The organism is Subsaximicrobium wynnwilliamsii (assembly GCF_007997225.1).
Classification (GTDB): domain Bacteria; phylum Bacteroidota; class Bacteroidia; order Flavobacteriales; family Flavobacteriaceae; genus Psychroserpens; species Psychroserpens wynnwilliamsii.
Genome location: NZ_VORM01000004.1, coordinates 228,725 through 241,151 on the forward strand (window position 1 = coordinate 228,725; position 12,427 = coordinate 241,151).

Consider the following 12,427-nt stretch of genomic DNA (forward strand, 5'->3'; position numbering starts at 1 on the left):
GAAGCGCTTCTTCCAATTCTGCTTTTACTTCATCTTCAGAATTATCGTAATACTGGTATTCTACCTTAATGGGTTCTTCTATTCATTCGACATTATCCAGAAGATAGACTTTCCTGCCATTTCTTTCCAATTGCGATATAACCAGTTGATTGTTTTCGTCATCTGCCCAGTACTGTCGTATTTCAGGAATTAAGAGAATATTCTCTTTCTTCGATTTCTCAATCAGGTTCAAGAATGATTTACTTTTCTTCGTTTCATAACAAGCTGATTTTGTACAGACCATCTTACCATCGCCAAACAAATTGCCTTGATTTGCTGCATTAAACGGACATTCAATGCAAGCCCCAGCCTTTGCTACCAATTTTTTATCCGCTACATCAAAAGATGCTTTCTCTAAGTCGAAGGTCTGCTCTTTAATCATACGATTAATTTGATGCGCATTAAAATCTTCGCCCATCGTTTCCAACATCATCTGTTGTTCCTCTGGTTCAAAGAGAGCTACACCTACACCCAATGAAATAGTCATTTCGGCTCTGCGGACAAATTCTTTAAACCCTTCAATTAGACCAGCTAACTTTAAGCGCTGTCTTATAAAATTATCCGTTCTATCCAATCTTTTTGCAATTTCAGTAGGCGTATATTTTTCGCTTAGGTACGCAATCGCCTCTGCTTCTTCGGTAGGCTCAACGTCTTGTCTTTGCAGATTTTCTATGATTTGAACTTCCAAAACATCATTGTTCTTATAAGTTCTAACAATACAGGGTATCGTTTTCTTGCCAGCCAATTTACTGGCTCGATAGCGACGTTCGCCCATCACGATTGTAAAATCCTTTACAGATTTTCTTACCGTTATTGGTTGTAATACACCGTGTTCTGCAATACTTTCAGACAGTTGTTTTAAATGGCTGTCATCAAAGTTCTTTCTCGGTTCATCGGGTCTGGAATAATCATCCCAATAGGTAAATTCTGGATTTTTAGCTCAATGGCCTTTTGTGTCAATTTCTCTTTGACTTCTTTCTTAACGGGTACATTCTTTCTCCCGCTCCTTCTCGTTGTACTTGCTTCTGTTGTCATAATACTTAAATTTTAGATTAAACAATATTTTAAGCAGAACCCAAACGGAAGATAAAATCTTGGCTCAAAAGGAAACGGAATAAATGAGTAGGGAAAGAAGCGATGGCTTTATGCCGTAGTCTTTTGATGGAAGTATTTTACGAGTTTAAATTGCGGTCATATTGTATGATAATAAACTCCCCCTTACGAAGGAATAAGGTTTATATCCAACTAAAATCTAAAATATCTACAGTACTTTAACGTAGTTTAAAGCTAAATGGAAGTAATTGACATCAAAAGTTATTAAATGTTGAGAATACGTTTATTCTGTACTTATTCTGTACTAGGTAGAATAAAAAAAGGCTCCACATTTCTGTGAAGCCTTGTCTTTACTAGTAGCGGGAACTGGACTCGAACCAGTGACCTTCGGGTTATGAGCCCGACGAGCTACCTACTGCTCTATCCCGCGATATAATTTCCAAGTGACTTTTTAGCTTTCAACTTGCCGGCTCATAATACCGACTCCATCATTTTGGGACTGCAAATATAAAAGCATTTTCTCAATAAAACAAATAACTCCCAACAAATTAATGTTGAGAGTTATTCTAACTAAAAGCTAACATGATTAATCTTCTTCTTCGTCCAAGGTTACGATGGTACCTTGATTGTCACTGTTTATGATGTCAAATTGCTGCATGTTAGGGAATTTGGCTTCCAATTTAACCAATTCGCCTTTGAATGCATTATTGCCCAACATCAATACTTTGAGCTTGCTTAATGCTGCAATATTTGTAGGTAAATTTCCGTAGAACGCATTGTTGCTTAATACTAATTCTTCCAAACCAGTTAAATCACAAATCGAATTTGGCAGCGTCCCAAAAAAGTTATTATCAAAAAGACTAAGCACCTTTAGATTTTTCAAGTAAGAGATCTCAGAGGGCAGCTTGCCTGAAAACTTATTGCTACTTACCAAAATGGATTTCAGCTTAGTCAAATTTTTCAAAGAAGTGGGTAACTCTCCTGTTATATTATTATTGTACAATTCAAGATGCTCCAAATTTTTGAGCTGACCAATACTAACTGGTATTTTGCCCTCTATTCGGTTCATGAAGAGTTGAAGTGTCACTAAAGATTCCAAACCACCAATAGAATCTGGCAGCGCACCGCTTATCTCATTAAAAGCCATGTTCAAGGTTACTAATGCCTTGAAGTTGGATATGGAATTTGGCAACTTGCCAGATATTTGATTTCTGAAAAAATTGATTTGCGTCAAGTGAATCAAGTCTCCAAAATTCTCAGGAAGTTCACCCTTGATCTTATTGAAAGACAAATTGAGTTGTGTTACCTTGTCATTTTCCACCACGACGCCAAACCACTCCTCTACGGGCTTGTCTAGTTGCCATGTATTGGTCCAGGATTCGCCATGGGTCGATTTGTAAAAGGCAACCAAAGCTGCTTTTTCTTTAGGAGACACATTGGCAAATGTGAATAAACTGGCCAAGCACAGTAGTAGGGATAGTTTTGCGGTTTTCATAAACACAGAATTAATTAAGGACACTTATGAAAACGAAAGTATAATAATATCGACGATCTACCAATTTTTTTCGATGAAATGCAAAGCCGTTCATCGAAAAAATATATATTAAATTGATTTTTAGTATTTTATGTAATTTCCTATTGTTCTATACTTAGGGCATCAAATCCTACAATCTCATTATTTTGGGAACTGATTATCAATTGTATAGGATTACAGCAAATTTCACAATCTTCAATATAAGATTGATGGGATTGGGAAACATCCACTAACATCGAAATCGTTTCCCAGCAATACGGACATTGAAAAAATTGTTCTTCCATTAGTTTCTTGTAGTTAATACCCAATTTCGGTTTATGAAATCCCCTCCAAATCTAGAGTGACATTCTCCCAATCGCTCATGAGTTGCTTTAACTTCTTCTTTTTAGACTGATAACGATCAAAAAAACTGTTATCGGCGATGGTTTTATTGTAATTGGTGGCCAGATCTACGTCGTCCTTTTTAATATCCTTTTCTAAACTCGCAATCTTTGACTCAATATTGCTCAATTTATTATTCAAGGATTTCAGTTTCTTTTGGTCTTCGTAAGATTGCTTACTCGTCTCTTTGGGGACTTCTTTTATTACGGTACGTTTTTCAACTTCCCTTAAATTCTCAACGTTTCGTTGCTGTAGGTAGTAATCAATGTCACCTAAATATTCTTTGATATGCTGGTCTTTAAATTCATAGACCACATTGGTCAAACCTTGAAGGAAATCCCGATCGTGAGATACCACTACCAATGTGCCCGCAAATTTTTTGAGCGCTCCCTTAAGTACGTTTTTCGATTTCATGTCCAAATGGTTGGTAGGCTCATCCATGATAAGGACGTTTAATGGTTGCAACATCAATTTGGCCAATGCCAAACGGTTACGCTCACCACCAGATAGCACTTTCACATACTTCTCAACCTCATCACCTCTAAATAAAAAGGATCCCAAAATATCCCGAACCTTGCTCCTGTTGGTTTCATTGGCGGCATCGATCATCGTGTCCAGCACGGTTTTGTTGCCATTGAGATATTCGGCTTGGTTTTGGGCGAAATAACCAATTTGTACGTTATGTCCCAGTTTCAAATGGCCCTTGTACTCTAACTCACCAACAATAATTTTGGCTAAGGTTGATTTTCCCTGTCCGTTTTGACCAACAAATGCGGTTTTGCTATCGCGCTCGATCATGAGATTGACGTTGGATAGCACATGGTTTTTTCCGTAGGTTTTTGCAATTTGATTGGCCTCCACGACGACTTTTCCGGGTATGACTGACACCGGAAAATTAAGGGTCATCACACTATTATCATCTTCATCAACTTCAATGCGATCCATTCGATCCAATTTCTTGATGAGCGACTGCGCCATAGTGGCCTTACTGGCCTTTGCTCTGAATTTTTCGATGAGTTTTTCGGTTTGGTCAATTTGCTTCTGCTGGTTCTTTTGAGAAGCCAATTGCTGCGCCTTGAGTTCATTGCGCAATACCATGAATTGGGTAAAGGGTTTTGGGTAGTCGTAAATCCTTCCGAGGGAAATCTCTATGGTGCGATTGGTCACATTATCCAAGAACATCTTATCGTGAGAAACAATTACTACCGCACCAACATAACCCTTCAAGAAACTCTCCAACCAAATAATGGATTCAATATCCAAGTGGTTGGTGGGCTCATCCAGTAATAAGATATCGTTGTTTTGTAAAAGCAATTTGGCGAGCTCGATACGCATACGCCAACCTCCGGAAAAGGTATCGGTCAACTTTTCAAAATCCTCGCGCTTAAAGCCCAGACCTTGCAATATTTTTTCAGTCTCTCCTTGATAATTATAACCTCCAATGATTTCATATTGGTGTTGCACGTCATTGAGGTCTATCATTATTTGATTATAACCTTCACTCTCATAATCGGCGCGCTCTGCCAATTGGGTGTTGATGTGCTCCATTTTACCCTCAAGATCTTTGATTTCCTGAAACGCCTCATAAGATTCCTCCAAAACGGTTCTTCCCAACACAAAATCTATGTCTTGCTTTAAAAAGCCAATGCTCAAGTTTTTATCGGCAGCAATTTGACCAGAGTCGGGCTCCATTTCTTTGGAGAGGATCTTGAGCATGGTCGATTTGCCTGCGCCATTTTTACCAATCAAACCAACCCGGTCGCCGGCACTGAGTTTGAACGTGATTTCCTCGAAAAGATATTCGCCTTGAAAGGATATGGAAAGGTTATGGATGTTGAGCATTTGGAACTTTTGTTACAGATAGTTATTATTTAAGCCTTAAATTTGTGTTTTATTACAAAGCGCAAAAGTAATCAATTTTAAATCATGTTTCAAGGCACAAAAATTTATAGCATATTTACAGGAACTTGTCCTAAATGTCAACAAGAATCGATGTATAAAACCAGCAACCCTTATGTGCTTCGCGATGTATTGACAATGTATAGTCATTGCGCGCATTGCAAATTTAGATACCGTTTGGAACCTGCCTTCTTTTATGGCTCCATGTATGTGAGTTATGGTGTTGGTGTCGCTTTTGCAACTGCTGCCTTTGTGATAACTCATCTCTTTTTAGGTTTGACACTTACCGCTGCCTTTATCGCCATCGTTATCACTTTGATCGCTTTTGGGCCAATCATCATGCGACTTTCCAGGAATATCTGGATCAACATGTTCGTGAACTATAATAAGGAATTGGCTGAAAAAGGGAAGCAAGATTAGTTAATTGAATCTTTTGATATCAATTTCAGGATCCAACGCCGTACCAAGCTCGATATGTTCAAAAAGCTGTTTGGCCGCGTATGGCGAAATCATTACGCCTCTGGATCCCATACCGTTTAGCACAAACATCTGTTCATGGGTATCATGACGTCCTACCATTGGTCTTCTGTCTTTTGTGGTTGGCCTAATGCCAGCAACCTGATCAACTATTTCAAATTCGCAGGTAATCACAGACTTTAATTTGGACAGTAATTGTTCTTTTCCTTCTTCGGAAACCGTATGCGTATTGTCATGATGCTCGTAAGTGGCACCAACCCAAAACAAATCATCGCCCAAGGGCACCAAAAAAATGGAGGATTTCAATACAAAATCCATTTGAAGATTTGGAGCCTTAATGGTTAACATTTCGCCTTTTAAACCCCTAAGCGGAAGCTTGCTAAAAAACGGATTTTTCGCCAAGCCAAAGCCTTCAGCAAAAACGATATATTTTGATTCAAAGTCTTTATACTGAATGTGTCCAGACTCAAAACCAACCGCCGCATGTTCAAAACCAGCACGTTCCAGTTGATTGCGTTCCTCAAGATAGCTTTGATAACTCGGCACCAATTGGGACGTATCGATTCTGCCCGAATGGAGCACTTCGCCAAATCCATGAGCGGCAATCAAATCGGCATTCGCATTCTTCAGAATTTTTGGCAGCATAAAATCACTAAGTACAGGCTGATCTGACGCCACATACCATGAGTTCTGTTCTTCTACGGAAGCAAATTTTCTTCGAACCGGTAATTCGTGATTTAGTTTCTGCTGAAGCAATTGCTCCAAGGCTTTATATTTGGGAATGGCCAAGTCTAATTGCGATTTCGCATTCCAAACCTTGGTAAACCGCTTTAAAGTCACAGGGTTGTATAAACCCGCAGCCACTTTGGAGGCTTGCTGTGACGCATTGTCAAAAACCATAAATGAGCGATTCGCTGCGCGGAGTTGCTCACAAAAAGCAATGCCTGCCAAGCCGCAACCTACTACGATATAATCTACCTTTTTCATCCTGGCAAAGATAGTTGAAATAAAAAACGCCCACTAAAATTAGCGGGCGTTTAATTAGTATAAGAATTGCAGCTTTAGTAATTCCACATATCCTGTTCAAAGTCTCTAATCTTGTCTTTGATTCGGTCAGATTCCAACAGTTGCATTAAAGCGTTATCTGCCACATAATCCTTGACTTCTCTATCACCATATACATTTTCTTCTTTGTACATGAAACCGCTAAAACGTCTAGAGTTCAACAAATGGTCAAAGGTAATTGGCGCTGAACTATTTTGATTGTTAAACGCATCTGCATCATTCAAGGCTTGACGCGCTTCTGGATAGAATACCCAAAATAAGGCATTCGGCACTTTCTGAGCTTCGTTTTCTGATTCCAAAAAGTTAACATCTGGTGCTGCTGGCGCTATCCCCAAAATACGATACTTCAACTCACCCAAACGCTTATCAAAATACCAAAGCCCTTTGATTAAGTAGGCACTGATATGAAAAGCTTCAATATTGGTGGTTGTAATATACTCTGGAGACACAAAACCATCGGCATTCAATTGATCATAACCAATATCCAAAGTATCCACTTTTGTTGTGATGTCTTGAAGTTCCTTTTCGGTTCTCTTGCTTGAAAAGTAAGAATCGTTATAAATATTCTTGATTTTTCCAGATTTAACAGCACTGATCAAGGTGTGATACAATGAACGTCTGTTTTTACCAATATTGTTGGTATCCACAGGGAAATAAAGCGGAAAATTGACACGTTCATCCAAAACCACCTTTTCCCAGGTCATTTTAGAAAACAGAATGTCTCTATCATCAACATACCCATATTCCAGCGGCTTGTCATGATCCAAAGCTAACTGAGCCTCGGTTTTAACGCCAACCTCCTTAGGTGTCTTGGCATTTAAAATATTTGCCTGGGCAAACATTCCAGATGTCAAACCCACTGAGGCAACGATTGATAATAAAAATTTATAAGTCATCTTTTTCAATTTTTAAATTTGGGTTAACTAATAAAACACCTATTAGTTAGTCAATTCAATTACCAAGGGGTTTGCAGGTTTAATTGCAGGACCATTTGTTCTTGATTTAATTTCAAATATTTGCACTTGTGAGCCACGAGGTGCACTGCTCAAAGCAGCTTTTGCAGCTCCGTTCAAACGATCTCCTGAAACTGTGATGGACGGTTTTCCTTCCACCTTGATTTTAAAGCCTGTTACTGTTAAAGGCAAATCGAAGTCGAAATCTTCCAATACCGCTTCAATTCTACCAATCTCAACATTCTTTCTTGGTAATTTAGCTGTCCCTATTTGACCAGCAATCTGTCCAGAAGGCTTTGGTATATCCTTGATTCTAAACACCGCCTTGTCATTTACTTTAGAACCATCGTCTAAGGTTGCACTTACATTAATTGCAACTTCTCTTCCAGAGGTTGGCTTCATAGTGTATTTACCCATGCCTGATGCCTTAGTTAGACCAGCACCATTTGCAGTAACTTTGTTATCTGGAACACCTGCAAACGAAATGGTCATTGGGTTATCTACACCACGGTAGACCACATTCATCTTATCTGCAGAAATGGTTGCAGAGTTTGGTCTAGGCACTACCACATAGTTTCCTTTGATTGGGATTTCCAATGCCTTGCCATCTTCCAAAAACGTAAAGGTTCCATCAATTTTTTGCTCACCAACACCGCCTACATTAAAATCTAAGCGTGCAGCTCCTGTGGAGTCAATTGCTTCTTCCAAATCAACAGACTGTCCACCAATACTTAAACCTGTTGGAGTAACATTAGCGTATTTACCTAAAACCACTTTCCCTTGAAATTTCTCACCTGCAAAAAACGCAGACTTATCAGCAATTACAATGGCAGTATAGTTTTTAAGAGAGACCGCTTCATCCAATGTGTTGCCTAGGAATACGTTAAACATATTCGCTTCCGTCACCTTGACATCATTTTGCAATGCGGTTAGTTTGGTGTAAGAGGCAATCGCTGGGAATCCCTTAAAGTTGTAATCCAACCATTCAATCTTTTTACCGTCTGTATTGGTTTTTGGCGTAGTGTTAAAGCGCTTTTCAAAGTTTTCGATAGCCCTCGTATATTTAACGTCGTCTCCAATGATTTTCTTGACTTCAGCTTTATAAGCGGCAATCTTTTCCATGAACTCCTGACCTTCTTTGGTCAATCTATCTCCAGTAAACCAAGCTTCATCCAAGATATCGGTTTTATCCATTTCTTCAAAAGGCAGCTTGCCGGTTTTGGGATCTACTTTATAATCACCTGTTTTAGTTATATTGCTCTTTAAGCTTTCCAAGTAGTTAAAAAACTCATCTGAAACCGTGCTGATTTGCTTCGCCTTTTCTGCGGCTGTTGCAAATTCTGCTGGTTTCTCTTCAGCTTTTGTTTCTAAGTTAGCCAATAACTTAGTGTTCATTTCTGTCATTGTCTCATTGGACTCTTCAAATTTAGCCTCCATTAGACCAAAGGCTGACAATACTTCTTTTGACATGTTCATGGCTATCATCGCAATGAAGACCAGGTACATCAAGTTAATCATTTTCTGCCTTGCAGATAATTTTCCTCCTGCCATCTTAATTAGTTTTTAGTGTTATTCATTAATATTACTAGTTCAAAAAAACCAATTAGTTTTTGTTCATTGCAGAGAGCATTCCACCGTAAACTCCATTAAGAGAAGATAGGTTAGATGCTAAAGACTTCATTTGTTCTTTCAATTTGGTTGCGCTCTCAACCGACTCCTCATTGATGGTCGCTTGACGATTTGCACTTTCCATTTGCACTCTATAAAGACTGTTCAAGGATTCCATTTGAGCAGCAGCCAAAGACATTTCTTCGCTGTACTTTTTCTGTGCTGTCATTGCATCAACAGTTGGGCTAATTCCCTTAGCTGCACCTTCAAAATTTTTGATGCTAGTGCCTAGACTTGCCATTAACTCACCATCTATTTTGGCTTCTTTTAATAGACTATCCAATTTTTTGGATAACAAGCCTTCAGCATCTTTAGGATCTTCACCTTTGATTTGCTTTTTGCCAAAATTTGCACCACCTGCCAATTCTGGATAAACCAAAGACCAATCCAAATCTGATTGTTGTCTTTCAAAAGCAGAAATTGTAAATACGATCGCTTCAACAACCATACCTATGGTAAGAATCAAAGAACCATAAGGCCAGTGTTGAATTTTAAATAATGCTCCAAGAATTACAATTGCCGCTCCTAGGCCATAGACCATATTCATTTGTGAGAGTTTACCTTTTTGTGCCATAATTTTTTTTTGATTTAAGTTGAGTAATCGATTAATTTAGTTGTGTTAATTAGTTTGAATTAATTGGTTGCGGCATTTTTGGTGACCTCGGTCCCTAAATAGTCCTGTACGGTTCTAAAGCCAATGTAACTTCTTGCGGAATCGGCATACTCATAATCCCGTGAGCTTACCTGCAAGAAATAAGCAACATCCTTCCAAGATCCGCCACGAACAACCTTACGTTCATTATCAGGATCATTCACAGTTGGATTGAAGGTCGCCATGTATTCATAAGACGCAGCATCATAAGACCCTTGCACCCACTCAGAAACGTTACCAGCCATGTTGTATAAGTTGAAATCGTTAGGCTCATAAGAATCGGCTTCTACAGTGTAAAGTGCTGCATCGGCGGCGTAATCTCCTCTTAAAGGTTTGAAATTGGCCATAAAACAACCACGGTCGTTCTTAATGTATGGGCCACCCCATGGAAAAGTCGCGCCTTGAAGACCACCTCTTGCAGCATATTCCCATTCTGCTTCTGAAGGTAATCTATAGGTATTCACATTATGCTTGCCTCTTTTCTTTCTATCGGCATTGTGATAAAGTGTTCTCCACTGGCAAAACGCATTGGCTTGTTTCCAAGACACACCAACTACTGGATAGTTACTGTAGGCATCATGCCAAAAATAATCGTTGTGCATTGGCTCATTGTAAGAATAAGAAAAATCTCTAATCCAAGCAGTTGTATCTGGATACACTTTGACTTCTTCAGTTACCAAAACATCACTGCGTTTCAAGCTTCTGTCTTTTACGGCTTTCTTGATATCCATATACGTGTACTGGAACTTAAACTTGTCCACATCCCAAGTACGTTGACCGTTGTAAGACTCTTCAATAGGCAAATACATGGTGTCCATGACTTCAGCGTAATACTCATCAGGATAATCTGCAGTGTCAAAAACAAGCTGTATATCGCGATTCAATTTTCTGCTTTCGTAACCTGTTGGTCCCAAACCAGCGTAATTATCGTACATATACTGCTCGTAAACTGTCATATTTGCTGGATCTGCATCCATAAATGCAAATTCACCAATACCACCGTTTCCTGGAGTTTCGCCAATATCATCGGCAAGAATGGCCAGCTTCAATCGTAAGGTCGAGTCACGTACCCATTCTACGAATTGGCGGTACTCTGAATTTGTAATTTCCGTTTCGTCCATATAAAAGGCTCTCACGGTGACCGTTTTTGTTGGAGCATCTTGAACTCCCGGTAAATCGTCATCTGACTTCCCCATAATAAAAGCGCCACCAGGTACAAGTGTCATACCGTAAGGCTTTTCAGGATGCCATTTCTTTCCTTTAACTCCAACAAGTTGACCTCTGTCACCAGAGTTGCAACCAACTAAGAGAGCTAAAACAGCTGTTAATAAAGCAAACTTTTTAAAATTCATAGAAACTCGAGGTTAAATTGTTTAGTTGTAATCGTGCGTAAATTTGCGCTTAATGTTTTCAAGGCGGTAAACATATTTATATAATTTGTAATTACCAACTTTTTTCTACTTTTTTTGCAGTTAATCCCTAAAAGTTAACATTTCGTCGATTAAAAACACGTTCAAATGCGAATTCACGGGCTAATTAGAAGCTATTTTTTTTATACGCCTTATACCATCGTTCTGGTATTTTACCGTGACTTGCCTCCATATAGTCTTCATGAGTGCAAGGTAATAACGCATGCTTTTTTAATTTATTATTAACATTTGGCAAAAAAGGTATTTCTATCCACCAACGGCCTGATTTTATACTCTTATAAAAAATCAGTTCGTCATCATCTATCAAGACATTGAATTTTTGATGCTGATCCTCTTTTGCAAAATCATCATCATTTACCCTACAGTTGACACCTTCAATAAAATACCAAATCATTTGGGAAATCAACATGGGCGTAGTGTCCAACGCCTTGGTAGGTTTAAATTCATAAATGCCAAATGAGGATACCTTATTACTAATACCTGCATAACGTGCAATGGCACAGATTTCCTTTCCATCAAAACCATTGGGTGAATACTTTTGGTTGTCACCAAGCTCTGAAGCTCTGACCGATTTTAAGTCTATGCTCACAATATGTGCATCTCGCATCACGGGCTCTACCAAGTTGAGCTTATTGCTCACCTCTCCCAAACGATAAGCTTCAAAATAAAGCTTCTCCATCAAATCGATTTCTTCTTGAGAATTGAAATAGGTTTGGTATCCAATCGCCGAGTAATTGAACAAATTATAGGGTTGCTCCAAGATTATTTTTCCGAGGAAACTATTGTTTTTCATCTCGATGGACACATCGCCCAAATCAAAATTGCTATCCACATTAACGATATTGACCATAGGCGCCATGGTATCATAAGCGCGATAATTGGCATAGGTCAAGTCTTGACTACCCCCTAAAATGATGGGGATGATTTTTTTCTCTATTAAAAGTGAAATGGTCGTTTTAAGAGCGTAGTAAGTGTCTTCAACTGAATCGCCTGGAAGAATGTCTCCCAAATCTGCCATGGTCGTATTCCAATTTCCTGGAAATAGCGAATACAATGAGGTTCTGATGGTTTCTAAACCGAAGGATTGGCCTGTATAATTAACATCATTGCGATGTTCCAAAACGCCAATGATAGCCAACTGCACACCATCCAACTCTGGAATGCCTTCTGTTTTGGAGTGAATTCGTATTTTTTTGCCGAGCGCCTGTGCAGAAAGCGTCGCATTATGCGATAGCACTTCCTCTGAAACTGGAGACAAAAAATTAAAATTCATTTA

Annotated in this window: 12 protein-coding genes and 1 tRNA gene; 1 reads left to right on the forward strand and 12 read right to left on the reverse strand. The window is 38.9% G+C overall.

Going from position 1 to position 12,427, the window contains the following annotated elements; all coding sequences use genetic code 11:
• Positions 1 to 82: 82 nt before the first annotated feature.
• The 6 genes from ESY88_RS05395 to ESY88_RS05415 all read right to left on the reverse strand — a co-directional run bounded on the left by ESY88_RS05395 (position 83) and on the right by ESY88_RS05415 (position 4,849).
• On the reverse strand, positions 83 to 892 hold the full coding sequence (locus tag ESY88_RS05395) for a ParB/RepB/Spo0J family partition protein (protein ID WP_223270740.1): 810 nt from the start codon (positions 890 to 892) through the stop codon (positions 83 to 85).
• A gap of 5 nt (positions 893 to 897) precedes the next feature.
• Positions 898 to 1,074, reverse strand: a complete 177-nt coding sequence (locus ESY88_RS21345; RefSeq protein ID WP_223270734.1) for a hypothetical protein — start codon at positions 1,072 to 1,074, stop codon at positions 898 to 900.
• 375 nt (positions 1,075 to 1,449) lie between these two features.
• Positions 1,450 to 1,522, reverse strand: a tRNA-Met gene (locus tag ESY88_RS05400).
• A 156-nt stretch (positions 1,523 to 1,678) separates the two neighbouring features.
• Entirely contained in the window at positions 1,679 to 2,587 is a 909-nt protein-coding gene (locus ESY88_RS05405; RefSeq protein ID WP_223270735.1) for a leucine-rich repeat domain-containing protein, read from the reverse strand.
• A 140-nt stretch (positions 2,588 to 2,727) separates the two neighbouring features.
• Entirely contained in the window at positions 2,728 to 2,910 is a 183-nt protein-coding gene (locus tag ESY88_RS05410; protein WP_147085612.1) for a CPXCG motif-containing cysteine-rich protein, read from the reverse strand.
• Positions 2,911 to 2,941: 31 nt separating this feature from the next.
• Positions 2,942 to 4,849 (reverse strand): ABC-F family ATP-binding cassette domain-containing protein, encoded by a 1,908-nt coding sequence (locus ESY88_RS05415; protein WP_147085613.1) that lies wholly within the window; start codon positions 4,847 to 4,849, stop codon positions 2,942 to 2,944.
• An 81-nt stretch (positions 4,850 to 4,930) separates the two neighbouring features.
• Between ESY88_RS05415 and ESY88_RS05420 the strand changes: the two genes are divergently transcribed.
• On the forward strand, positions 4,931 to 5,326 hold the full coding sequence (locus ESY88_RS05420) for a DUF983 domain-containing protein (RefSeq protein WP_147085614.1): 396 nt from the start codon (positions 4,931 to 4,933) through the stop codon (positions 5,324 to 5,326).
• Here the strand turns inward: ESY88_RS05420 and ESY88_RS05425 are convergent, their stop codons facing one another.
• The 6 genes from ESY88_RS05425 to ESY88_RS05450 all read right to left on the reverse strand — a co-directional run bounded on the left by ESY88_RS05425 (position 5,327) and on the right by ESY88_RS05450 (position 12,424).
• A complete protein-coding gene (locus ESY88_RS05425) occupies positions 5,327 to 6,370 on the reverse strand; it encodes an NAD(P)/FAD-dependent oxidoreductase (RefSeq protein WP_147085615.1) in 1,044 nt (347 codons plus the stop codon).
• A 74-nt stretch (positions 6,371 to 6,444) separates the two neighbouring features.
• Positions 6,445 to 7,344, reverse strand: a complete 900-nt coding sequence (gene porN / locus ESY88_RS05430) for a type IX secretion system ring subunit PorN/GldN (RefSeq protein ID WP_147085616.1) — start codon at positions 7,342 to 7,344, stop codon at positions 6,445 to 6,447.
• A 42-nt stretch (positions 7,345 to 7,386) separates the two neighbouring features.
• Positions 7,387 to 8,952, reverse strand: coding sequence for a type IX secretion system motor protein PorM/GldM (porM, locus tag ESY88_RS05435; protein WP_147085617.1), 1,566 nt, complete (start codon positions 8,950 to 8,952; stop codon positions 7,387 to 7,389).
• Positions 8,953 to 9,004: 52 nt separating this feature from the next.
• Complete coding sequence (gene porL, locus ESY88_RS05440; RefSeq protein WP_147085618.1) at positions 9,005 to 9,643, reverse strand: type IX secretion system motor protein PorL/GldL; 639 nt, start codon at positions 9,641 to 9,643, stop codon at positions 9,005 to 9,007.
• Positions 9,644 to 9,702: 59 nt separating this feature from the next.
• Positions 9,703 to 11,073, reverse strand: coding sequence for a T9SS ring complex lipoprotein PorK/GldK (gene porK, locus ESY88_RS05445; RefSeq protein ID WP_147085619.1), 1,371 nt, complete (start codon positions 11,071 to 11,073; stop codon positions 9,703 to 9,705).
• A gap of 184 nt (positions 11,074 to 11,257) precedes the next feature.
• On the reverse strand, positions 11,258 to 12,424 hold the full coding sequence (locus tag ESY88_RS05450) for a formimidoylglutamase (protein ID WP_147085620.1): 1,167 nt from the start codon (positions 12,422 to 12,424) through the stop codon (positions 11,258 to 11,260).
• Positions 12,425 to 12,427 lie beyond the last annotated feature (3 nt).

Bases quoted from the DNA above. Each gene is read 5' to 3' on its own strand.
- ESY88_RS21345 (WP_223270734.1), bottom strand. From the start codon at position 1,074: ATGACAACAGAAGCAAGTACAACGAGAAGGAGCGGGAGAAAGAATGTA.
- ESY88_RS05405 (WP_223270735.1), bottom strand. From the start codon at position 2,587: ATGAAAACCGCAAAACTATCCCTACTACTGTGCTTGGCCAGTTTATTC.
- ESY88_RS05410 (WP_147085612.1), bottom strand. From the start codon at position 2,910: ATGGAAGAACAATTTTTTCAATGTCCGTATTGCTGGGAAACGATTTCG.
- ESY88_RS05415 (WP_147085613.1), bottom strand. From the start codon at position 4,849: ATGCTCAACATCCATAACCTTTCCATATCCTTTCAAGGCGAATATCTT.
- ESY88_RS05425 (WP_147085615.1), bottom strand. From the start codon at position 6,370: ATGAAAAAGGTAGATTATATCGTAGTAGGTTGCGGCTTGGCAGGCATT.
- porN (WP_147085616.1), bottom strand. From the start codon at position 7,344: ATGACTTATAAATTTTTATTATCAATCGTTGCCTCAGTGGGTTTGACA.
- porM (WP_147085617.1), bottom strand. From the start codon at position 8,952: ATGGCAGGAGGAAAATTATCTGCAAGGCAGAAAATGATTAACTTGATG.
- porL (WP_147085618.1), bottom strand. From the start codon at position 9,643: ATGGCACAAAAAGGTAAACTCTCACAAATGAATATGGTCTATGGCCTA.
- porK (WP_147085619.1), bottom strand. From the start codon at position 11,073: ATGAATTTTAAAAAGTTTGCTTTATTAACAGCTGTTTTAGCTCTCTTA.
- ESY88_RS05450 (WP_147085620.1), bottom strand. From the start codon at position 12,424: ATGAATTTTAATTTTTTGTCTCCAGTTTCAGAGGAAGTGCTATCGCAT.